This window comes from Kibdelosporangium philippinense (assembly GCF_021390435.2).
Taxonomy (GTDB): Bacteria; Actinomycetota; Actinomycetes; order Mycobacteriales; family Pseudonocardiaceae; genus Kibdelosporangium; species Kibdelosporangium philippinense.
The window spans coordinates 1,821,624-1,842,128 of the sequence record NZ_JAJVCN010000002.1 but is presented as its reverse complement, the minus strand read 5'-3'; the positions used below and the strand labels follow the sequence as shown (position 1 = coordinate 1,842,128).

22 protein-coding genes are annotated in these 20,505 nt (G+C 65.9%); 11 read left to right on the top strand and 11 right to left on the bottom strand.

The window, feature by feature from the left end; genetic code table 11:
* Positions 1 to 8: 8 nt before the first annotated feature.
* The gene (locus tag LWC34_RS27275) at positions 9 to 3,503 is read left to right on the top strand and encodes an AAA family ATPase (protein ID WP_233727968.1); all 3,495 of its coding nucleotides are present in this window, start codon (positions 9 to 11) and stop codon (positions 3,501 to 3,503) included.
* Between the two features lie 229 nt (positions 3,504 to 3,732).
* Here LWC34_RS27275 and LWC34_RS58170 read toward each other — a convergent pair whose 3' ends face one another.
* Complete coding sequence (locus LWC34_RS58170; RefSeq protein WP_233727967.1) at positions 3,733 to 5,124, bottom strand: GGDEF domain-containing protein; 1,392 nt, start codon at positions 5,122 to 5,124, stop codon at positions 3,733 to 3,735.
* A gap of 88 nt (positions 5,125 to 5,212) precedes the next feature.
* Between LWC34_RS58170 and LWC34_RS57115 the strand changes: the two genes are divergently transcribed.
* Positions 5,213 to 5,347, top strand: a complete 135-nt coding sequence (locus LWC34_RS57115; protein WP_284051652.1) for a hypothetical protein — start codon at positions 5,213 to 5,215, stop codon at positions 5,345 to 5,347.
* A 201-nt stretch (positions 5,348 to 5,548) separates the two neighbouring features.
* Here LWC34_RS57115 and paaE read toward each other — a convergent pair whose 3' ends face one another.
* Genes paaE through paaZ form a run of 6 tightly spaced genes read right to left on the bottom strand, consistent with a single transcriptional unit; the run spans position 5,549 to position 11,162 of the window.
* Positions 5,549 to 6,616 (bottom strand): 1,2-phenylacetyl-CoA epoxidase subunit PaaE, encoded by a 1,068-nt coding sequence (paaE, locus tag LWC34_RS27265; RefSeq protein WP_233727966.1) that lies wholly within the window; start codon positions 6,614 to 6,616, stop codon positions 5,549 to 5,551.
* Between the two features lies 1 nt (position 6,617).
* Entirely contained in the window at positions 6,618 to 7,106 is a 489-nt protein-coding gene (gene paaD / locus LWC34_RS27260) for a 1,2-phenylacetyl-CoA epoxidase subunit PaaD (protein ID WP_233727965.1), read from the bottom strand.
* Positions 7,100 to 7,921 (bottom strand): 1,2-phenylacetyl-CoA epoxidase subunit PaaC, encoded by an 822-nt coding sequence (gene paaC, locus LWC34_RS27255; RefSeq protein WP_233727964.1) that lies wholly within the window; start codon positions 7,919 to 7,921, stop codon positions 7,100 to 7,102. The genes paaD and paaC overlap by 7 nt, the downstream gene beginning before the upstream one ends.
* A 6-nt stretch (positions 7,922 to 7,927) precedes the next feature.
* The gene (gene paaB, locus LWC34_RS27250) at positions 7,928 to 8,209 is read right to left on the bottom strand and encodes a 1,2-phenylacetyl-CoA epoxidase subunit PaaB (protein WP_233727963.1); all 282 of its coding nucleotides are present in this window, start codon (positions 8,207 to 8,209) and stop codon (positions 7,928 to 7,930) included.
* Positions 8,206 to 9,132 carry a 1,2-phenylacetyl-CoA epoxidase subunit PaaA gene (gene paaA / locus LWC34_RS27245; protein WP_233727962.1) on the bottom strand — a complete coding sequence of 309 codons (927 nt, stop codon included), beginning with the start codon at positions 9,130 to 9,132 and terminating at the stop codon, positions 8,206 to 8,208. The genes paaB and paaA overlap by 4 nt, the downstream gene beginning before the upstream one ends.
* On the bottom strand, positions 9,129 to 11,162 hold the full coding sequence (gene paaZ, locus LWC34_RS27240) for a phenylacetic acid degradation bifunctional protein PaaZ (RefSeq protein ID WP_233727961.1): 2,034 nt from the start codon (positions 11,160 to 11,162) through the stop codon (positions 9,129 to 9,131). The genes paaA and paaZ overlap by 4 nt, the downstream gene beginning before the upstream one ends.
* 62 nt (positions 11,163 to 11,224) lie before the next feature.
* On the opposite strand from paaZ, the gene LWC34_RS27235 reads away from it, so the two are divergent.
* A complete protein-coding gene (locus LWC34_RS27235; RefSeq protein ID WP_233727960.1) occupies positions 11,225 to 11,995 on the top strand; it encodes an enoyl-CoA hydratase/isomerase family protein in 771 nt (256 codons plus the stop codon).
* On the opposite strand, the gene LWC34_RS27230 is transcribed toward LWC34_RS27235, so the two are convergent.
* Entirely contained in the window at positions 11,992 to 12,315 is a 324-nt protein-coding gene (locus tag LWC34_RS27230) for a hypothetical protein (protein WP_233727959.1), read from the bottom strand. The two genes, LWC34_RS27235 and LWC34_RS27230, sit on opposite strands and share 4 nt — an antisense overlap.
* Before the next feature lie 96 nt (positions 12,316 to 12,411).
* On the opposite strand from LWC34_RS27230, the gene LWC34_RS27225 reads away from it, so the two are divergent.
* Entirely contained in the window at positions 12,412 to 12,909 is a 498-nt protein-coding gene (locus tag LWC34_RS27225) for a hypothetical protein (RefSeq protein WP_233727958.1), read from the top strand.
* Between the two features lie 6 nt (positions 12,910 to 12,915).
* Here LWC34_RS27225 and LWC34_RS27220 read toward each other — a convergent pair whose 3' ends face one another.
* Positions 12,916 to 14,091 carry a thiolase family protein gene (locus LWC34_RS27220; RefSeq protein WP_233727957.1) on the bottom strand — a complete coding sequence of 392 codons (1,176 nt, stop codon included), beginning with the start codon at positions 14,089 to 14,091 and terminating at the stop codon, positions 12,916 to 12,918.
* Positions 14,092 to 14,166: 75 nt separating this feature from the next.
* Here LWC34_RS27220 and paaI point away from each other — a divergent pair, with 75 nt between their 5' ends.
* Both paaI and LWC34_RS27210 read left to right on the top strand, forming a co-directional pair.
* A complete protein-coding gene (gene paaI / locus LWC34_RS27215) occupies positions 14,167 to 14,535 on the top strand; it encodes a hydroxyphenylacetyl-CoA thioesterase PaaI (RefSeq protein WP_233728903.1) in 369 nt (122 codons plus the stop codon).
* Complete coding sequence (locus tag LWC34_RS27210) at positions 14,532 to 15,116, top strand: TetR/AcrR family transcriptional regulator (protein WP_233727956.1); 585 nt, start codon at positions 14,532 to 14,534, stop codon at positions 15,114 to 15,116. Before paaI ends, LWC34_RS27210 begins: the two co-directional genes overlap by 4 nt.
* A 72-nt stretch (positions 15,117 to 15,188) precedes the next feature.
* Here the strand turns inward: LWC34_RS27210 and LWC34_RS27205 are convergent, their stop codons facing one another.
* Together LWC34_RS27205 and LWC34_RS27200 are read right to left on the bottom strand one after the other, a co-directional pair.
* Entirely contained in the window at positions 15,189 to 15,572 is a 384-nt protein-coding gene (locus LWC34_RS27205; RefSeq protein ID WP_233727955.1) for a histone-like nucleoid-structuring protein Lsr2, read from the bottom strand.
* A gap of 154 nt (positions 15,573 to 15,726) precedes the next feature.
* On the bottom strand, positions 15,727 to 17,118 hold the full coding sequence (locus LWC34_RS27200; RefSeq protein ID WP_233727954.1) for a glycoside hydrolase family 28 protein: 1,392 nt from the start codon (positions 17,116 to 17,118) through the stop codon (positions 15,727 to 15,729).
* 197 nt (positions 17,119 to 17,315) lie between these two features.
* Here LWC34_RS27200 and LWC34_RS27195 point away from each other — a divergent pair, with 197 nt between their 5' ends.
* Genes LWC34_RS27195 through LWC34_RS27175 form a run of 5 tightly spaced genes read left to right on the top strand, consistent with a single transcriptional unit; the run spans position 17,316 to position 20,468 of the window.
* The gene (locus LWC34_RS27195) at positions 17,316 to 18,011 is read left to right on the top strand and encodes an energy-coupling factor ABC transporter permease (RefSeq protein WP_233727953.1); all 696 of its coding nucleotides are present in this window, start codon (positions 17,316 to 17,318) and stop codon (positions 18,009 to 18,011) included.
* Positions 18,008 to 18,343, top strand: a complete 336-nt coding sequence (locus tag LWC34_RS27190) for a PDGLE domain-containing protein (RefSeq protein WP_233727952.1) — start codon at positions 18,008 to 18,010, stop codon at positions 18,341 to 18,343. Before LWC34_RS27195 ends, LWC34_RS27190 begins: the two co-directional genes overlap by 4 nt.
* A complete protein-coding gene (cbiQ, locus tag LWC34_RS27185; protein ID WP_233727951.1) occupies positions 18,344 to 19,105 on the top strand; it encodes a cobalt ECF transporter T component CbiQ in 762 nt (253 codons plus the stop codon).
* Positions 19,096 to 19,833: an energy-coupling factor ABC transporter ATP-binding protein gene (locus LWC34_RS27180; protein WP_372496590.1), complete on the top strand. Its 738-nt coding sequence runs from the start codon at positions 19,096 to 19,098 to the stop codon at positions 19,831 to 19,833. The genes cbiQ and LWC34_RS27180 overlap by 10 nt, the downstream gene beginning before the upstream one ends.
* Positions 19,830 to 20,468: a histidine phosphatase family protein gene (locus tag LWC34_RS27175; RefSeq protein WP_233727950.1), complete on the top strand. Its 639-nt coding sequence runs from the start codon at positions 19,830 to 19,832 to the stop codon at positions 20,466 to 20,468. Before LWC34_RS27180 ends, LWC34_RS27175 begins: the two co-directional genes overlap by 4 nt.
* The last annotated feature ends 37 nt before the right edge of the window (positions 20,469 to 20,505 follow it).

The following is a 20,505-nucleotide window of genomic DNA, read 5'->3' as shown; positions in this document are numbered from 1 at the left end:
GGCTCACGATGGGACGTGCGCGACTACCGGACCACCTGCGGTTACTGCTGGACGAGCAGGCCGACGTGATCGACCTCTATTCGTTCGGCCCGTGGCAGGTTCCGGCCGGGTTGCTCGCCGAGATCACGGAGCGAGCCCGCGCCCTCAACAATGACCCCCGCGTCGCCGAGCTGCCGTATCAGCTCAACGATTTCTACAGCGAGAAAGCCACTGTCGTCGCTGCCGAGCTGTGGGGCATGATCCCGTGGCTTGCCGGAGTGGCCGCCATCCGCGGCGGCACCTGCGCCGACCTGGAAAGCCGCCTGCTTGAGGATTTCCGCGCGGAGAAACGGCTGGCCAGCTTCGCTTCCACCTGGTTCACCGCGCCGACCAGCAAGTTCCGGCCGCCGGGCGAGTGGCTGGTCGCCGCGGCAGGCGATGACCTGGACAAACGTGCGCTGGCGGTCCAGCTGGCCAGGGAATGCCTCGATGTCTTCGCCGGGATCGAGCCGTTCGAACGGCGCCGCCAGGCGACCATCGCCTTGTACGAGCTGAACATGCCGGACGTTCGTAAGCCCATAGCGCACACCGACCTGGCTAATCATTGGGCTCGTTCGGCGACCGACGACATCCTGGCCGATCTGCCCGAGCTGGCCGGAACCGTGAACTACCTGGAGTGGGTGGTCCAAGGGTTCGTCGCGGCCCACGACCGGCTCCGGTCGGTGATCTCCGGGTGGGAGGCCGCGTCGGCCGTCGCGTGCCTGGCGCAGCAGGCGGGCATCTGGGAGAGCCCGAGCGAGTTTTCCGTGTTCAGCGATGGAAACCTGTACGAGGACGTCAAGAAGTACATAGGTCAGCCGTTCGCCGAGGGCTGGGCGAACGAGGTCCGGGCTTGGCTGGCGCGCGGTGTGGTCGAGGGCGAGGTGGACGCGTGCCGGGCGTGGCTGGACATGGGCGTGCGCCTGGAAGCGTGCCTGCGCGGTCTGCCGGACTTGCCGAACTCGGCGGGTTCGCAGCTGCCGGTCGGTTCCTTTCAGCGGACTGTCAACGATCTGTTCCGTCGGCGCCCACTGGTCAATCCGCTTGAGCAGAAGTTCGCGGTGGCCACCCGGGAACGCCAGGAGCCCGCTGTCGCGACACCCGAGATCTCCCTGGTGGGGCAGCCTGAACTGACGGCCGCTCTGCGTGACCTCCGAGTCGAACGGCCAGGTGCGGGCCATCAGGTCCGGCTGCTGGTCGCTGGGCAGGACGCGACCGGGCGCCGGACAGCCGTGAGCGCGTTGATCCAGAACCTCGTGGACAACCACGTGGTGTCCTCGTCTCGCTGGGTTTCCGATCCGATATATGCCGCCCTCGACGCGAGCACCGCTTTGCAGCAGCTGACCAGGGATGTCCGCGAGTGCCTCGCGGAGAAGACACTGCTGGTGATCGACGGGCTCGACCGGATCATCGGCTTCGACCGATGCGGCACGGCCGTGGCCGAGGAATTGCGCCGCAGCCTCAAACGGCATCCGGAGCTCAACGTCATCGTGGTCTGCGGGCCGGGTGGCGACACGAGGCTGTTCGATACGAATCCCGCGCTGTACCAGTTGTTCCGCGTGGCCAGGACGACCGAGTTCACCGACAAGCACTACGCGGAACTGCTCAAGCGGGCCGTTGCTCGCCGGGGCGCGACGATCAGCCGTGCCGTCAGCCTCGGCGCGGGCGTGCTGCTCACGCGCACTCCCCCGTTGCTGAACCTGCGCGGGGCACGCCTGGTCGAGCACCTCGCCGAGCAGTCAGTGCGCGCGGCACGTAAACGCGCGAAGGTCGGGCCGTCCCGGTCGGTGACCGTGACCGAGGCCGATCTGCCACGCCAGCTCGTTCCTGGCGACCTCGCCGGATCCGACCCGCAGGCCGAGCTCGACTCGTGCGTGGGCCTGGAGAAGATCAAGCGGGAACTGGCGCTGCTGGTGGCCGAGGAGAAGGCGCACCGGATGCGCCGCGAGGCAGGCATGGTCGTCGACGCCCGCGCCCGGCACATGGTCTTCACCGGTCCGCCCGGAACTGGGAAAACGATGGTGGCCCGGATTCTCGGCCGGATGTTCGCGGCAACTGGGGTCCTGACTTCGGGGCACATCGTGGTCGTCGACCGCGCGGATCTCGTCCATGGCGAGGGCTGGGAAATCGGGCCGCGGGTGCGTCGGCTGGTCGACCGGGCCGTTGGTGGCGTGTTGTGCGTCGAGTCCGCGCACGAACTGCAACCCAGCGAGGACGACTGGCGCAACCGCGAGACCGTGAACGCGTTGGTTGCCGCCGTGCAAAGTCACGCCAAGGACCTCGTGGTCGTGCTGACCGGTCCGGACGCTGGCGTCAACGGGCTGTTGAAGTCCGAGCCGGATCTGGCCGCGTACTTCCCTTCCGTGCTGCGGTTCCCGGCGCTGACCGAGGACAATTTCGTGACGCTGTTCGAGGCCAAGTGCGAGGCCGCCGGATTCACGCTGCGGGACGGCGTCGTACAGAAGGTCCGCAGTCTGGTGAAGTCGACGCCGACCGGGAACGCCCGGCTGGCGATCGGACTACTCGAACGCGCCATCGCCCGACAGGCCCGACGCGTGCTGGCCGATGGCGTGGTCGCGGAGAACGAGTCCCTGCACGAGATTTTGGTGGAGGACGTGCCGGACACGCTGGCCACGACCTCATGGGTGGAGCTGCCGCACGACCCGCTGTCGGAGATCGACAAGCTGATCGGGCTGGATTCGGTCAAGCACGAGGTCCGGCTCTTGGTTGCCGAGGCCAAGGCCGACCGGATGCGCCGCGAGGCCGGGATCCCGTTGGCCGTGCCGACCCGCCATCTTGTTTTCACTGGCAGTCCGGGCACCGCGAAGACGACCATGGCTCGGCTGCTCGCGGCGGTCTATGCCAAGCTCGGCCTGCTCTCGTCCGGGCATCTGGTCGAGGTCTCCCGCGGCGACCTGATCGGCGAATACCTCGGGCAAACCGCACCCAAGGTGCGCACGGCCGTGGCCAAGGCACTCGGTGGTGTGCTGTTCATCGACGAGGCGTACTCGCTGACCGAGGCGTGGTTCGACGACTACGGCTCGGAAGCCATCGCCGAGCTGATCAAGCTCATGGAGGAGCACCGTGAGGACTTGGTTGTCATCGTCGCCGGGTACGACGCGAAGATGGCCAAGTTCCTGGACAAGAACCCGGGCCTGGCGTCCCGGTTCCCGTCCAAGCTGCGATTCGGTGACTACACCGACGACGAACTGGTCGCGATCTTCAAGGCGATGACCGAGAAGGCTGGCTACGAGCTGCACGCCGATGTCGGCCCGGCGATCCGCAAGCTGCTCAAGCGCACGCCGCGGGGCGAGTCGTTCGGCAACGGCCGGTTCGTCCGCAACGTGTTCGACCGGGCGGTGGCTCTGCAGGGCCACCGAATCACCAGCAGCGCGGAGTCCCCGGAAGTCCGGCTACTGCTGGCCAAGGACCTGCCAGAAGCGCTGGACACAGGCCCAGATGTGGCAACTGGCCAATACCTCTGACATTTGCACAAAGGCGAAACCCCAGGTCAGGAGATTCTCGCTCGCGACCCGCCGGAGCCAAGCACCGACCAGGCGATTCTGACACTTGGATGGCGCCTCTTACATTCGTACGAGGATAAAACCCAAGGTCGGAAGCACATCAATCCCGCCCGCCAAAACCCGCCGCTGACCAGGCGTTTATGACAACCGGATGAGGCCTCTTACATCTGCACAACGAGGAATCGGCTGGTCAGGACGGGATGTCCGTGCGGCGGCGCAACGGATTCGCCTGTAAGGGAATGGCCGGTGGCGCGGGAGCCGGAGCCGAGCCATTCTCGCTCGGCCTGGCCAGGCAGATCTGGTTGCGGCCCGCTTCCTTGGCCGCCAACAAAGCCGCGTCGGCCGACAGGACCAGGCGGTCGACGTCCACACCGGAATCCGGGTAGACGGCCGCGCCCATGGACACCCGGATGCCGTCGAGCACGATGGTCTTGCCGGTCTTGGCGTGCGTGATGGACACCGGTGTGTGCGCCAGGCGCAGCCGGATTCGTTCGCCGACCGACAGCAGTTCGGTGCTGCTCGTCCCGGGTAGGACGACTGCGAGTTCGTCGCCGCCCCATCTCGCGGCCAGGTCGCCGCGGCGGATCTCGGAGCGGACCACTCGGACGACCGCTTGGAGAGCCTGATCGCCCGCCGGGTGGCCATAGCTGTTGTTGATCTCGCTGAACTTGTCGACGTCCATCATCAGCACGCCGACGTTCGCGCCCACCAACTGCGCCCGGCGCAGTTCGGCGTCCACCACTTGGGACCAGAATGTCGGCGCCGCGAGGCCGGTCTTGTCGTCGGTCCGGGCCTGACGCTGGTACTGCGGCAACAGCAGGTCGCGATGGAGAGCCAGCACGGTGACCATCAGCACCGGCACAACCCACGGATTGGACGCCTCCAGCGCGCCGACCGCGATGCCAAGGCCGAGGGCGGCGGCGACCACGAGCTGGTCGGACAAGTCGCCGAGCGCGCTGCGTGCGGTGGCCTCGGGCGAGGACAGCAGGATTGCGCCGACGACCATCGCGTAGTTGATGAGCCACCAGGTCGTGGCCGCCGCTACGACGATGACCAGTGACCATGGCCCGACCGGGACCCGTGGCGCGTCGACCAGGCCACCGGCGCGCAGTACGGCCGACGCACACGCGCTGGCCAGGATGAACGTGGCCGCGGAGAAGATCTTGCGATGCCAGATGAACTGGCCGTACACGCGCGCCCAGCAGAACGTGTAGGCGATCACCACGAGGGCGACTACGAGCGGTAGCGGCAGCAGCAGGACTCCGGTGAACACCCAGAGTGACTTCAGGTTCGTGTACGGGACGCCTTCGACGGCCAGTTCGCGCCTGCGTTCGATGCTCCGAGCCGCTTCCAGATGCAGCAGCGAGGCTCCGGCGAGCACTCCGAACCACACCCATTCGGTGCGACTTACGCTCACATGCAAGCTCGCCATGACCGTGACCAGGACCGCCACCAGGTCCGTGACCAGCACATACGCCAGCGAGGCTCGCGGAAGCGACCAGAGACGCCACTTTCGGGGCGAGACCCAGCGCAGCCTGGGGTTCACACTCATCACCAGGCCCGTATCTCGAACGCGGGTCACCCGGTGAACGGTAATCGGCAAGGTCACCCGTGTCTTTCGGCCAGTCGGGGGTCTTGTGCCGATCCGATGTGTACAGAGAGGAACGACCGTGAACGGCAACGAATGGGTTCAGCGCGGGAACGAATGGTTCGCCGGCAACGAGTGGTTCGCTGGGAATGAATGGTTCATCGCGGGCAACGAGTGGTTCACCGGCAACGAGTGGTCGGTCAAGGCCGCTTGCTGATGTAGCTCCCCCAGGTGGCGGGCTCGCCCTCGCTGAGCCCGCCACCACGGTGCCTTCACACGACCAGCCCGGTGGCGATGGCTGGCCCGAAAGCACTACCGAGCTGATAGCAGAGAGTGAACAGGCTCCGTTCGATCGCTCGGTGGGCTGCCGGTGCCGCACGCCCGGCTCTGATCGCGTATCAGGCCATTCCGGCCCTGATCACTGGTCGAAGTCGATCTCCACAGCGTCCGAAGTGGGCACGGTCTGGCAGGTGACCACGAATCCGGCGTCGACCTCCGCGTCCTCCAGCGCGAAGTTGCGGCGCATGTGGACCTTGCCGCTGACCACCTTGGCCCGGCACGTCCCGCAAACCCCGCCCTTGCAGGCGAACGGCAGGTCCGGACGGACTCGTTGGGCGCCTTCGAGCAACGTCGTGTCACGGGCGACGACCGCGGTGGTGGTCCTTCCATCGAGCCGGACGGTCACTTCGGCGCTTGGCCCGGTCGTGCCAGGGTCGACGTGCTGGACCTGCTCAGGCGGCTCGTCTTCCACATAGAACAGTTCGAAGTGGATACGGTCGCGCGGGACACCCAGTTCGGTCAGTACTTCGCGGGCATCGGTGACCATGCCAAACGGCCCGCACAGCCACCAGTGATCCACTTTGGACACCTGCAGCAGCATCGGCAGCAGGATCCGGAGTTTCGCCGCGTCCAAGCGGCCGGTGAACAGTTCGGCCTCCCGCGGTTCACGGGACAGGACGTGCACGAGCTCCATCCGCGCTGTGTAGCGATCCTTAAGATCCGCGAGCTCGTCCGCGAACATAACTGTATTGGTGCGGCGGTTTCCGTAGAGCACGACCGCGCTCGCGGCCGGGTCCTGCAACACCGTCGACAAGATCGACATCACTGGCGTGATTCCTGAGCCAGCGGCCAACAGCACGTGCCGGGCAGGCGTGGAAGCGGGCGTGAAATCGCCGGTGGGCGGCAGTACCTCGATGGTGTCGCCTGGTTTGACCTCGTGCACGAGCCACGGCGAGAACGCCCCGCCGGGCACCTCACGCACGCCGATCCGAGGTTTCAAGCCGACCATGGCACAGATCGAGTACGAGCGGCGTTCGTCGCGGCCGTCGATGATCCGGCGCAACGTCAGCGACTGGCCCGCGCGGAAGGTGTACTCCGACGCCAGTTCCTCGGGCACGTCGAAGGTCACCGCGACGGCATCATCGGTGAGGCGCTCCACGTGAGCCACGGTCAGCTTGTGGAATGTGCGGCGCAATGAAGTGGTCACGTCAGATCTCCTTGACGTGTTCGAACGGTTCGTCGCACGCCTGGCAGCGCCGAAGCGCCTTGCAAGCTGTGGCGCTGAATTCCGACAACAGCTCGGTGTCCAGTGAGCCGCATTGCGGGCACGCGACCCGTTTCGGTGGTGCGGTCAATGTCAGCGGGATCAGGCCGTTGCCGCGGGGCGCAGAGCTCGGCGGGGCGATCCCGGCCGACGCCAGCTTGTCCCGGCCGGACGGCGTGATCCAGTCGGTGGTCCACGCAGGCGACAACACCGTGCGAACGTCGACCGAGTCGAATCCGGCCTGGTGCAGCGCCGAGTACAGGTCGGCACGCATCGCATCCATTGCGGGACAACCGGTGTACGTCGGCGTGATGGTCACGACCACGCCATCCGAAGTTTCTGCGACGTCACGCAGGACGCCCAGATCGGCCAGGGTCAGCATGGGCAGTTCGGGATCAGTGACCGTCTCGGCGACGGCACGCGCGCTCACCATGTCGCGTCCGGGTGGGCACGGGCGACGCTCTGCATTTCGGCCAGCAACGGCTCCAGGTACCTGGTCTGCGCCGCGGGGCGGACGGGTGGCTGCTTGAGCGTGCCAGCGGTCATGACCTGCGCGATCACCGCGTCGAACTCCTCGCGCAACGAGGCGTCGTCATCGAAGAGCTCGTCGACGTACGGCCACACCGCGTCGATCCCGGCTTGCATGCGTTCGTGCGACAACTCGGTGCCGTCGCCGAGCCGGACGACCCAGCGGGCCGCGTAGTCACGGTGGTAGGTCAGTTCCTTGATGCCCTTGGCCGCGATCGCCGCGAGGACCTGGTCCGGCGAGTCGACCAGACGCTGCAAGAGCGCCAGCCGCCACGTGCTGAACACCAGCAGCCGGGCCATCGAGACCGCGAAGTCGCCGCCCTCCAACTCGACCAGCCGGACGTTGTGGAAGTCCGCGGCGTCACGGAAAAACGCCAGCGCGTCCTCATCGGACTGGGCAACCGACGGCACGATCGACGGATCGGCCTTGGCCGCGCGCGCCAGCAACAGCCGGGCCTGGCCGAGCAGGTCGAGGCCGATGTTGGCCAAAGCGACCTCGTCCTCGAGTTCCGGCGCCGCTGCGACCCATTCCTGCAGCCGGTGCGACATGATCAAGGCGTCGTCGCCGAGCCACAGGCATGAACGGGCGAGCTCGGCAGCGTCCAGACCGGACGGAACCGTGGTGTCCAAGCCTGCCAACGGATCGGCGAACCCGGTGCCGAAGGCCCACCGGGCGTCGTTGTCTTCGGTAAGCGCCTCGTAGGCGTTGTCAAAGGACATATCGACTCACATGTGGGGGACGTCTTCGGGAATGTCATAGAACGTGGGGTGCCGGTACACCTTGTCGCCGCTCGGCGCGAAGAACGGATCCTTCTCGTCCGGGCTGGACGCGGTGATGTGGTCGGCCCGCACGACCCAGATGCTCACGCCTTCGTTGCGGCGCGTGTAGAGATCGCGGGCGTTGTGGACCGCCATCTCGTCGTCGGCGGCACGCAGCGATCCGACGTGGACGTGGTTGAGGCCACGCTTCCCACGCACGAAAACCTCGTACAACGGCCAGTCATTCATGCCGCAGCCTCCTTGTGCTTGGCGGCGTACGCGGCGGCCGCGTCGCGCACCCACTGGCCGTCCTCGTGTGCCTTGCGGCGCCGGGTGAGCCGGACCTCGTTGCACGGACCGTTCCCGCTGACCACTTCCTTGAAGTGCGCCCAGTCGATCTCGCCGAAGTCGTAGTGGCCGCGCTCGGCGTTCCACTTCATATCCGGGTCGGGCAGCGTGACGCCGAGTTTCTCAGCCTGCGGCACGCTCATGTCCACGAACCGCTGGCGCAGCTCGTCGTTGGTGTGCCGCTTGATCTTCCACGCCATGGACTGCGCGGTGTTGGTCGACTCGGCGTCCGGCGGGCCGAACATCATCAGCGACGGCCACCACCAGCGGTTGGTCGCGTCCTGCACCATGTCGCGCTGCGCCTGCGTGCCACGCATCATGGTCATCAGCAGCTCGTAGCCCTGGCGCTGGTGGAATGATTCCTCTTTGCAGATCCGGATCATCGCCCGCGCGTATGGCCCGTACGAGCTACGGCAGAGCGGGACCTGGTTGCAGATGGCGGCGCCGTCGACGAGCCACCCGATCACGCCGACGTCGGCGAACGTCAGGGTCGGGTAGTTGAAGATCGACGAGTACTTCTGCCTGCCTTCAATCAAGCGCTCGGTCAGGTCGGTGCGGTCGGCGCCCAACGTCTCGGCCGCCGAGTACAGGTAGAGCCCGTGGCCTGCCTCGTCCTGCACCTTGGCCAGCAGGATCGCCTTGCGGCGCAACGAAGGCGCCCGCGTGATCCAGTCGCCTTCCGGCTGCATGCCGATGATTTCCGAGTGGGCGTGCTGCGCGACCTGGCGGATCATCGTCTTGCGATAGCCCTCAGGCATCCAGTCACGCGGCTCGATCCGCTGATCGCGCTCGATCGTGGTGTTGAAGTCTGCTTCGAGGTTCACGACGACTTCTCTCGTTTCTCGACGAGCGTGAGGACGTCGTACTTCGCGACGGACTCGCCTTTTTGGTTAGTCACGTCGGCGTCCCACCGGACCTCGCCGTACTCCTGGTCGTTGCGTGGCGTGATTTGTTTCGCGGTCAAGGTGACCGTCAGCGAGTCACCGGGGAACGTGGGCGTCAGGAAGCGCAGGTTCTCCAGGCCGTAGTTGGCCAGCACCGGACCGGGGTCTGGCTGAACGAAGAGGCCCGCTGCGAACGACACGACGAGGTAGCCGTGCGCGACGCGGCCGCCGAAGAACGGGTTGGCCGCGGCCGCTTCCTCGTCCATGTGCGCGTAGAACGTGTCGCCGGTGAACTCCGCGAAGTGCTCGATGTCGGCCATGGTCACTTCACGCGGCCCCGCCACGACCGTGTCGCCCAGACGCAGGTCCTCAAGGTGCTTACGGAACGGGTGCTCGCCTTCGGTCCGTTCGGTGCCGGGCACCCAGCGGTTGGTCACGGCGCTCAGCACGCGTGGGCTGCCCTGGACGGCCGTGCGCTGCATGTGGTGCAGCACGCCACGGACGCCGCCCATCTCCTCGCCGCCACCGGCGCGGCCCGGGCCACCGTGCACCAAGCCGGGCAACGGCGAGCCGTGGCCAGTGTTCTCCTTGGCGTTCTCGTTGTCGGTGACGAGGAGACGGCCGTGCCATGGCGCCACGCCGATGACGACGTCCCGCGCGAAAGCGGTGTCCGCGGTGACGACCGATCCCGCGAGGCTGCCCTGGCCCCGCACGGCGAGCTCGATGACGTGCTGCGTGTCGCGGTACGGCATGAGCGTGCTGACAGGCCCGAACGCCTCGACCTCGTGCGGCTGTGCCTGGCTCGGATCTTCGGCCACCAGCAGAACTGGCGAGATGAACGCGCCACGCTCGGCGTCGGCGTCCACGACGGACACCTGGTCAGGGTCACCGAACGCGACCCGCCCGGCCTCCAGCAAGGCCTTCAGCGACCGGCGGACTTCCTCACGCTGCTCCAGGCTCGCCAGCGCGCCCATCCGGACGTCCGGGTTGGCCGGGTTGCCGACCTGGATCTTGGCAAGGCGCTCGCTGGTGGCCTGGGCGACATCGTCCAGCAGCGCCGTCGGGACGAACGCGCGCCGGATGGCGGTGCACTTCTGGCCCGCTTTGACGGTCATCTCGGTGACCAGCTGCTTGACGAACAGGTCGAACTCGGGCGTGCCCGGCGTCGCGTCCGGGCCAAGGATCGAGCAGTTCAGCGAGTCGGCCTCGGCGTTGAACCGGACCGAGCGGCGGACGATGTTCTCGTGCGTACGCAGGCGCTGCGCGGTCGAGGCGGATCCGGTGAACGACACCAGGTCCTGCTCGGTGAGGTGGTCGAGCAGATCGCCGGCGCTACCGGCCACGAGCTGCAGTGATCCTTCCGGCAGGATCCCGGACTCGATGATCAGCTCGATCAGCTTGACCGTCAGGTACGCGGTCTGGCTCGCCGGTTTGACCAGGCTCGGCACACCAGCGATGAACGCGGGCGCGAACTTCTCCATCGGTCCCCATACCGGGAAGTTGAACGCGTTGATCTGCACAGCGACGCCGTGCAGCGGCGTGCAGATATGTTGCGCGAGGAACGTGCCGCCCTTGCCGAGCGGTTCGACGTTGCCGTCGACGTAGACCGTGTCGTTAGGCAGCTCGCGACGGCCCTTGCTGGAGTAACCGAACAGCGTTCCTATGCCGCCGTCGACGTCGAACTTGTTGTCGCCCTTGGTCGCACCCGTGCGGTGAGACAGCGCGTAGAGCTCGTCACGGTGCTCCATGAGGTACGAGGCAAGGACCTTGAGCAGCGCCGCGCGCTGATGGAAGGTCATCGCACGCAGCTCGGCGCCCTTGTCACGGCCATAGGCCAGCGCAGCCGCCATGTCCACGCCCGCCGACGAAACACGTGCGATCTCTTCGCCGGTCACCGCGTCGTGCAGTGGCGCGCCTTCGTCATCCGGCGTGTGCCACCGGCCGGACACATAGCTGCGCAGCGGAGCCATCCTGGTCGACCTCCAGCTCGAATTACTAACCGTCCGTTCAGTAGGCATGGTAGCTTGACGGCATGGCCGACGAAAGCGGTGTGACGCTCGTTCGCGATGGCGCAGTGGCAACTATCACGATGACTTCGGCGGCGTTGAGCACACGCGTGAAGACCGATTTGCTCGACGCGATCAGCCAGGTCGGCAAGGATTCCGAGGTCCGAGCGGTCGTGCTGACCGGGACGGGGAAGGCCTTCAGCGTCGGCCAGGACCTCAACGAGCACGCCGAGACGTTGCGAGCCGACGCGGCGAACGCGTTCGAGACCGTCGAGCAGCACTACAACCCGATCGTCCTTGGCCTGGCGACGATGCCGAAGCCGGTCATCGCGTCCATCAACGGGCTGTGCGTCGGCGCGGGATTGGGGTTCGCGCTCGCGTGCGACCTACGGATCGCGTCGGCCAAAGCGAAGTTCGGAACCGCGTTCACCGCGATCGGGCTGACCTGCGACTCCGGCTTGTCGGTCACTTTGGCCAGGGCGGTGGGAGCGGCGCGGGCCAGTGAATTGATCTTCCGTGCCAACACGTTCAGCGCCGAGGAAGCGCTGACGTGGGGCATCGTCGGGCAGGTGGTCGAACCGGAGAACCTGGCCGAGGAGACCGCGGCGCTGGCGCAGAAGTTCGGCAATGGCCCAACGTTGGCGTACGCAGAGGCCAAGGCGGCGATGGCCGTTTCGTTGAGTCAGGCCTTGGCGGCCGAGGGCGCCGGTCAGGCACGCCTCGGCGTCACCAAGGACCACCAGAACGCTGTTGAAGCTTTTCTTAACAAGCAAGTGCCGACATTCGAAGGCCGTTAGACCCGGCGGATCTTGTGCGCGCGGGTGTCGATCCACTGCCCGTGCGGCGACTGCTCGATCATCGGGTCGGCCCACCACAACCGGACGCTGTCCGGACGGACCTCCTGTAGCCGAGCCTCGCGCCACTCGCCTTCGTATTCGACGAGCCACCGGTCAGCCAGGCAGGACATCCCGTCCCGCCGCACGATGTCCTCGGCTTCGTCCAGGCTCGTCGGATCGGCCAGCGCGGCGTTGAACACCGTGGTGGCCTGCCAGTGGTCGCCTACCGCGACCACGTAGCCGATGATCTCGTCGTCCTCGTCGCGCCGAATCGTGTGCATGGCGCCCTTTTTAGCCGATCTGACGGTTTGGGCGCTTTTGATTTAGCGAGACTTGAAGTGGGACCCCTCCCAGTGACGAACGCTTACAAAGCTTGCATGCGCCACCATGCCGCCGTTCTCACGGCCCTCGTCCTGGTCCTGTCCGGTTGCGGCAGCGAAGCACCGGTCGCCCAGCAAACGCCGTCGCCAACCCCGACGACAGCCACCACAACCTCAACGACGTCGTCGGCCCCACCCACCACATCCAGCAGCCCGGTACCGACGAGGACGACGAACCCGAACCCGCTCGCCGCACCGAGCACGAGGGTGAAGGACTGCTACGACGGCGACTGCGTCCTGGTGCTGACGAAGCCAACGACAGTCCCGTTGGACGGCAAGAAGCTTGGCTACCCGTCCATCCGTGTGACGGCCATCAGCACGGAAAAACTCACGTTCACCGTCCGCGGCTCGGAGGGCGGCAGCACAACCATGTCGTTCGGACCCGGCATCGGCAACGGGAAACTCGGCATCAGCGCAACATCGGCGCTCGAGGTCGGCCTCACGACGGTCGACGGCAAGCCCGCACTGGTCCTCCAGCTCGGGCCTGCCGCATAAGCCGTCTCAGGGCCGCTCGAACGCGACCGTGACGCCCTGACCGACGCCAACGCACAGCGTCGCGATGCCACGGTTGGTGTTCTCGCGCTCCATGCGGCCAAGCAATGTGACCACCAGGCGCGCGCCCGAGCAGCCGAGCGGGTGGCCCAACGCGATGGCCCCGCCGTCAGCGTTGACACGCTCCTCGTCCAGCTTCAAGCGACGGATCACCGCGAGGCTCTGCGCAGCGAACGCCTCGTTCAACTCGACCGTCAGGTCGTCACGTTGCCAACCCGTGCGAACGAGCACCTTCTCCGTCGCGGGCACGGGCCCGAGTCCCATGATGTGCGGTTCGACGCCCGCGCTCGCGCTCGCGACAACCCGCGCGCGGGGGTTGAGGCCAAGGCGCTCAACGGCAGCCTCGCTCGCGAGCACAAGTGCCGCGGCGCCGTCGGACAGTGGCGAAGATGAGCCAGCGGTGACGATGCCATCCTTGCGGAAGACGGTCTTGAGCTGGCCGAGCTTCTCCAGCGTCGTGGCGCGGCGCGGTCCTTCGTCGACGGTCACCGTTCCATCCTTGACGGGCACTGGAACGATCTCGTTCTCGAAGCGCCCCGCGTCGATGGCCGCGAGCGCACGAGTGTGGCTGCGCAATGCGAACGCGTCGGAGTCCTCGCGGGTGATGCCGTCCAGAGTGGCCACTTCCTCGGCCGTCTCGCCCATCGAGATCGTGCTCTTCGCCGGGAACTTCGGGTTGGTGAACCGCCATCCCAGCGAGGTGTCGGCGACCTCGCCCGGCTTCGCCCACGGCGTGCCCGGCTTGGCCATCACCCACGGCGCCCGAGTCATCGACTCGACACCACCGGCGACCACGATGTCCGCATCGCCCGATTTGATGGCGGCCGCGGCGGACGCGACCGCGGTCAACCCGCTGGCACACAACCGGTTCACGGTGAAACCTGGAACCGTGTGCGGCAGGCCGGCCAGCAGAACAGCCATCCTTGCGACGTTGCGATTGTCCTCACCGGACTGGTTGGCCGCACCAAGAATTACTTCGTCGATTTCGTCGCCGGACACTCCCGCGCGGCGAACCGCTTCGGCCACTACGAGTGCCGCGAGATCGTCCGGCCGTACGCCGGCGAGAACTCCGCCGTACCGGCCCTGCGCGGTTCGAACACCGTCAACCACGAATGCCTCAGCCATACCCGTTATTATCAACCGTCCATTCGGTCAGTTGGCAAGGTGGTGAATCCGGTGTCACACAATGCGGCGCACGACATGTTCGAAGCGGATACCGCGTCGCGGGCGCTGGGTATTGAACTGATCGAAGCAGCCGACGGCCGCGCGGTCACCAGGATGCGCGTCACAAAAGACATGGTGAATGGGCACGACATCATGCACGGCGGGTTCGTTTTCCTGCTCGCGGACACGACTTTCGCGCTCGCCTGCAACAGCCACGGACCGGTCACGGTCGCCGCTGGCGCCGACATCACTTTCGTCACATCGGCAAGGGCCGGAGAGGTTCTCACAGCGCACGCCGTGGAAAAGACACGCTACGGCCGTAGTGGTATTTACGACGTGACCGTGGATCGGGATGGCGAAGTGATCGCCGAGTTCCGTGGACGCAGCCGGGTGATCAACCGATGACCCGCCGCGGACGCCCCGGATACGACCTGGAATCGCTGCTCGCGGTCGCGGTCAAACTGTTCAACGAGCGCGGATACGAAGCCACCAGTATGGAAGAGCTGTCCCGCAAGCTCGGAATCACCAAATCGGCGATCTACTACCACGTCGCCAGCAAGGACGAACTGCTGCGCCTCGCCGTCGACCGGGCGCTTGACGGCCTGTTCACGGTGGCCGACGAGGCGACGGCGATCGAAGGCCCGGCGATCGACCGGCTGGAATTCCTGATTCGCGGCAGTATCAAGGTGCTCGTCGACCGGCTGCCGTTCGTCACGCTGCTGCTGCGCGTGCGCGGGAACACCAAAGTGGAGCGTGCCGCGCTGGCGAGGCGGCGGGAATTCGATCAACTGGTGACCGAGTTGGTGAAACAGGCGGAAGCCGAGGGCGACGTGCGGCAGGACATCGATCCGTCGGTGACGGCCCGGCTGCTGTTCGGCACGGTCAACTCACTCATCGAGTGGTATCGGCCAAGAGGCGGGCTCGGCAGCGCCGAGCTGGCCGACGCGGTCTGCGCGATCGCCTTCGACGGGCTTCGAACCCGATGACAAAATCGGACAGAAATCCATTCAAGGCGTGACTGGAAGTGGCTCTCCCCTCGGCCACTTCCAGCACCGGCATCACGAGGAGAATGCCGGCTCGCCCTTCTTCTTCTTGCCGGTGTGCGCGGCCTCGAAGGCGTCGATGACGTTGGCCGGAATACGGCCGCGGTCGGAAAGCTCGAAGCCGTTCTGCCGAGCCCAGTCCCGAATTGCCTTGGTCTGCTCGCGGCTTGCCGGCGAACCTGGCCGCTTCGTCGGCGAAGCGCCGCGCTTGACGCGGCCACCGGTGCGGCGCGCGGAGTTCACGAACTCCTCAAGGCCGGAACGCAACTTCTCGGCGTTGGCCTCGGTCAGGTCGATCTCGTAGCTCACGCCGTCGAGTGCGAAGCTCACGGTGCTGATGTCGTCGGCGGCTGTGCCGTCGAGGTCATCAACCAACTGGACGGTGACCCTCTGAGCCATTAAAGGTTACCTCGATTTGCGACAGTGGTGACAATGGGTAACTCCTGCTGATCGAATCAACCCGGTGCAGGAGTTATGGGAGACTATAGTTTGTCACTACCGGCACTTCGCAACTACCAGTCTTCTCCGCGTGGCGGAGCACACCGGACATGCATCAGATAGGTTTTCCGTTGACTGTCACGTTTGTGAACTTGCGACCATCAACGTTGTTGAGGATGTTGGCGGTGTTCGCAACCCCGGTGAACTTACAGTCGGCGGCGATGAGTCCCTTGACATGAGCGTTCGGTAGACCACTGACGTCGAACACCCTTGCGGCCTTCCTACAGGACGAGTTGGTGATGCTAAACGGCCCGAACGCGGGCGGGAAGTTACCGGTCTGGTTGTTGTAGGTCGAGGTGACGAACACGAAGGAACGCTGGAACGTGCCCGTCACCGCGTCAAGGTTGATGTTCTGCGAGAAACCGCCACGTTTCGTGTTGGACTTGACGTAGAGCGCGAACTTCGTCGCGCCAATCACATTCAACTTGTGGGCGTAGACGTTCCGGATACCGCCGGTCTGCTCACTGCCACAGGTGATCGCGCCCCAGTTGCCGTTCATCGTGCAGTTGACGACGACGATGTTCTGACATGGGACGTCGATCCTGCGCCCGTCGGCGTCCCGGCCGGCCTTGATGGCGATGTTGTCGTCGTGCGCGCCGAGGGTGCGGTTGGCGATGACGACGTGGTCACAGGACTCGGGATCGACCCCGTCGGTGTTGTTCGATGCCGTGCTCGGGTCGGTCTTCACACCATCGACTGTCACGTTCTTGCACAGGGTTGGGTGAATTTGCCAGAACTTGGGATTTTTTAGCGTGACGCCCTGGATAAGAACCGTGTCGCAGTTGTACGGCTCGATGAACGTGGACCGCGCGGTGTGCCCGGCTCCGGGAAAGACCCGCTTCGCCGGATCGGTAACGCCGGCCGCGATCCGGGATTCGAGCCAGGCCCGGTCCGACCCCTTGTTCCAGGACGAAGTGGCATTCGCGTCCAGGGTGCCACTTCCGGTCAGCGCGATGTTCGACTGACCGTACGCATAGACCATCGGCGAGCGGTTCATGCACTCGATGCCCTCATACCGGGTGAGCACCACAGGAAATTTCGAGGCGTCCGAGCTGAACTTCAGTACGGCCCCGGATTCCAGGTGGAAGTCCACGTTGCTCTTCAGATGAATGGCCCCGGTGACATAGTTGCCCTTGGGCACGATCACATGCCCGCCGCCCGCGGCGCTGGCCGCTTCGATGGCCTTACGGAACGCCGCGGTGTTGTCGGTCGAGTTGTCCCCTTTTGCCCCGTACTTCGGGTCGGTGGCGACAAAATTCACACCCGGAAAATTGGGTAGCTTGGTGGCCGCGACGATGTCGTTGGCGGCGGGCCACGGCAGTGCCGGTATCGCCGCGGAGAGCGCGATCGGTTCGACATAGGCCGTACGGAGTAATGCCGGAGAAATAGGGGCGACCACGGCAGCCGCGGCTATCGCACCGGTCCGGAAGAGCTGACGGCGATCCATCCATGCCTCCAGGTGCTCGAAGGTGCCCAGCGGCGGATGGGTAACCCGACTGTAAACGTTTTCACCACATCGGGTCCAGTCGCGGCCAAGCCCGGGCACCGCCGGCGCCGAACCGATACTCAGGTGCAGTTGCCAACCTCTGGTGACAACCGGGGCTTGGCGATTAGGGTGAGTCGAAGCCTGATAAGGAGGCCACCATGTCCACCTCGGTGGCGATGCATATGAGCGACGGCCTGCTCAACGCCCCGACGTCGATCCTTTTTGGCGCGGTAGCGGTGATCGGGCTGGTGATAGCGACGATCGGGGCGCGGCGCGACCTCGACGACCGCACAGCACCGATGGCAGGTCTGGTCGCGGCGTTCATATTCGCCGTACAGATGTTGAACTTCCCCGTCCTGCCTGGCGTCAGCGGGCACCTGCTCGGCGGCGCGCTCGCCGCGATCCTCGTCGGACCGTTCGCAGGCGCGCTGTGCGTAACGATTGTGCTTGCCTTGCAGGCATTGTTGTTCGCCGACGGCGGTTTGACCGCTTTGGGCGCGAACATCACGAACATGGCGTTGATCGGTACCACCGCCGGGTTCCTGGTGGCCGTGGCGCTGCGGAAACTGGCCACCCGTAACAAGTTCGGCCTGGTCGCGGTCGCCTTCTTCGCCGCCTTCTGCAACACCGTCATCGCTTCGCTCGGGTTCGTGCTCGAGTTCGCGATCGGCGGCGACTCGGCATTCGCGCTGGGTGGCGTGGCCGCGACGGTGATCGGCGTGCACTGTCTCATCGGGATCGGCGAGGGCATCATCACGGCGTTGACCGTCGGCGCTGTCGCCGCGGTACGACCGGATCTGGTGTATCTGCTGCGCGGTACTTCACGTCCGCTCGTGATCAAGGAGGCGTCGTGACTCGCCGTCGTAGCCTTTTCTTCATCGGTTTCGCGCTCGTAGCCCTGATCCTGGCCGGCGGTGTGTCGTATTTCGCCGACTCGAACCCGGACGGTCTTGACCACGCGACGCTGCAAGGCTGCGAAGTCGGCGCGGACGAGCAATTGACCGGCAGCTGCATCGCGCAGGGCGCCACTGACCACTCGATGAAGGACAGCCCGCTGGCCGACTACGCGGTGGGCGGCAGCGAAGCAACCACCGGCCTGGCCGGCGTGATCGGCGTCATCGCGACCCTGGTGGTGGCGGGCGGGCTGTTCTGGTTGCTGCGCAAGCGTTCCCCCAAGGACTCCTAGATGGGCGCCGGGCACAGTCACCTGCTTTACCGCGCGGGTGACTCACCGGTGCACACGCTCGCGCCCCAGGTGAAGATCATCTCGGCGCTGGCGATGGTGCTCTGCGTTGTGGCAACACCCCGGACGGAATATTGGGCGTTCGCCGGGTACTTCCTGGTTCTGCTCGTCGTGTGGGCGATCGCGGGCGTGCCGCCGAAGTGGTTCGCCGCGCGCGCCATGATCGAGATTCCGTTCGTGGTGCTGGCTTTGCTGCTGCCGTTCGTCGGCGGCGGGCAGCGGACGTCGTTCTTGGGCCTGTCGGTGTCCATCGAGGGAACGCTGGCCGGATGGAACATTGTGATCAAAGGCACGCTCGGTGTGCTGGTGTCGCTGACCCTGGCCGCCTCAACGAGCCACCGTGACCTCATCGCTGGTTTGCAGCGGCTGCGCGTGCCCAGCTTGATCATCACGATCGCCACACTGATGATCCGGTACGTCGAGGTGATCGTCCAAGAGGCGCGACGGATGCGGATCGCGCGCATCAGCCGCGGCCACGACCCGCGATTCCTATGGCAGATCGGCGCGACCGCACGAGGAATCGGAACACTGTTCATCAGATCGTATGAACGCGGCGAGCGTGTGCACATCGCGATGCTGTCCCGAGGCTTCTCAGGCGTCACGCCCGAGCCAGCTCGGCCACGCCCCGGGGTGCGACTCTGGGCGGCAGGCCTGGTGCCCGCAGCCGTGTCACTCGCAACGCTTACGGTGGCGCTGTGGACGTGACCCCAGCACTGCTCGTCGAAGGCCTGGCATACGCATATCCCGACGGGACGCAGGCTTTGTTCGGCGTGGACCTGCGGATCGATCCCGGCGAGCGGGTCGCCGTGCTCGGCCCGAACGGCGCAGGCAAAACGACCTTGGTGATGCACCTCAACGGTGTCCTGCAGGCGGGCGCGGGCAGCATCACAGTGGCGGGGCTGCCGGTCACGAAAGCGAACCTGAAGGAGATCCGGCGCCGAGTTGGCGTGGTTTTCCAAGACCCGGACGACCAACTGTTCATGCCGACCGTGGCCGAGGACGTCGCCTTCGGGCCCGCGAACTTCGGCGTGACCGGCGACGCGCTGGAATCGGCGGTGTCGTCGGCGTTGGCCGCGGTCGGGATGGCGCATTTGCCGGACAAGTCCCCGCTGCACCTGTCGTTCGGGCAGCGTCGCAGGGTCGCTGTGGCGACAGTGCTTGCGTGCGACCCTGAGATCATGGTGCTGGACGAGCCGTCGGCGAACCTGGAGCCAATCGCCCGGCGCGAACTGGCGGAGGTGCTGCTTTCGTTGAACCGGACCATGTTGATGGTCACGCATGACCTGCCGTACGCGCTGCAGCTGTGCCCGCGCAGCATCCTGATCGACGGCGGCGTGATCGTGGCCGACGGGCCAACCGAGAAAATCCTGGCGGATACGGATTTGCTCGCGCAGCACCGACTTGAACTGCCGTACGGGTTCCAGATCCCGTGACGCGGATTTGGCTGATCCGGCACGGGCAAAGTCGCGCGACCCCAGAGAGCCGGATCACGGGACCGGCCACCAATCCGCTGACCCCGCTTGGTTTTCAGCAGGCAGCGGTGGTGGCCGAGGTTTTCGACCACGTTCCTGACCTGGTCGTCCACTCGCCTTACCCGCGGGCCCAGCAGACAGCTCAGCCGACCATCGAGCGGTTCCCGTCAGCTCGGGTCGAGCAATGGCCGATCGAGGAATTCACGCAAGTCGGCCGCTTCGACAAGCCGAGGGCGGATGATGCCAGATACTGGGAAGCCGCCGATCCGTACTATCGGGACGACCCTCGCTCCGAGTCCTTTGTAGACGTTTACGCTCGAGCCCGCCGGTTTCTGGTCCGCTTAGCCGAAACAGAGAGCTCTCTCGTTGCGGCTTTCACCCATGGGATGTTCATGCGCGTTGTCCTGTGGGCGATCCTGTCCGGCTCGGAGGTTCCCGACAGCGCAAGCATGCGGCGATTCCATGTCTTCCGGAAGGCCATCGTCATCCCGAATTGCTCGATCTTGCCGTTGGTTCACAGTGGCAAGCGAGGCTTCCAGCTGCGGAGCGCGTCTACAACTCATCTCCCAGCGTCGCTGCAGAGCGGCGGACGCTGAGCCGGGACCGCGTTGGCAGTCCCGGCTGCGCGGAAGT

Excerpts from the sequence above, each read along its gene's own strand:
- LWC34_RS27275 (WP_233727968.1), top strand. The coding sequence starts at position 9 with ATGGGACGTGCGCGACTACCGGACCACCTGCGGTTACTGCTGGACGAG.
- paaD (WP_233727965.1), bottom strand. The coding sequence starts at position 7,106 with ATGGTGAGCGCGCGTGCCGTCGCCGAGACGGTCACTGATCCCGAACTG.
- paaC (WP_233727964.1), bottom strand. The coding sequence starts at position 7,921 with ATGTCCTTTGACAACGCCTACGAGGCGCTTACCGAAGACAACGACGCC.
- paaB (WP_233727963.1), bottom strand. The coding sequence starts at position 8,209 with ATGAATGACTGGCCGTTGTACGAGGTTTTCGTGCGTGGGAAGCGTGGC.
- paaZ (WP_233727961.1), bottom strand. The coding sequence starts at position 11,162 with ATGGCTCCGCTGCGCAGCTATGTGTCCGGCCGGTGGCACACGCCGGAT.
- LWC34_RS27235 (WP_233727960.1), top strand. The coding sequence starts at position 11,225 with ATGGCCGACGAAAGCGGTGTGACGCTCGTTCGCGATGGCGCAGTGGCA.
- LWC34_RS27230 (WP_233727959.1), bottom strand. The coding sequence starts at position 12,315 with ATGCACACGATTCGGCGCGACGAGGACGACGAGATCATCGGCTACGTG.
- LWC34_RS27225 (WP_233727958.1), top strand. The coding sequence starts at position 12,412 with ATGCGCCACCATGCCGCCGTTCTCACGGCCCTCGTCCTGGTCCTGTCC.
- LWC34_RS27220 (WP_233727957.1), bottom strand. The coding sequence starts at position 14,091 with ATGGCTGAGGCATTCGTGGTTGACGGTGTTCGAACCGCGCAGGGCCGG.
- paaI (WP_233728903.1), top strand. The coding sequence starts at position 14,167 with ATGTTCGAAGCGGATACCGCGTCGCGGGCGCTGGGTATTGAACTGATC.
- LWC34_RS27210 (WP_233727956.1), top strand. The coding sequence starts at position 14,532 with ATGACCCGCCGCGGACGCCCCGGATACGACCTGGAATCGCTGCTCGCG.
- LWC34_RS27205 (WP_233727955.1), bottom strand. The coding sequence starts at position 15,572 with ATGGCTCAGAGGGTCACCGTCCAGTTGGTTGATGACCTCGACGGCACA.
- LWC34_RS27200 (WP_233727954.1), bottom strand. The coding sequence starts at position 17,118 with ATGGATCGCCGTCAGCTCTTCCGGACCGGTGCGATAGCCGCGGCTGCC.
- LWC34_RS27195 (WP_233727953.1), top strand. The coding sequence starts at position 17,316 with ATGTCCACCTCGGTGGCGATGCATATGAGCGACGGCCTGCTCAACGCC.
- cbiQ (WP_233727951.1), top strand. The coding sequence starts at position 18,344 with ATGGGCGCCGGGCACAGTCACCTGCTTTACCGCGCGGGTGACTCACCG.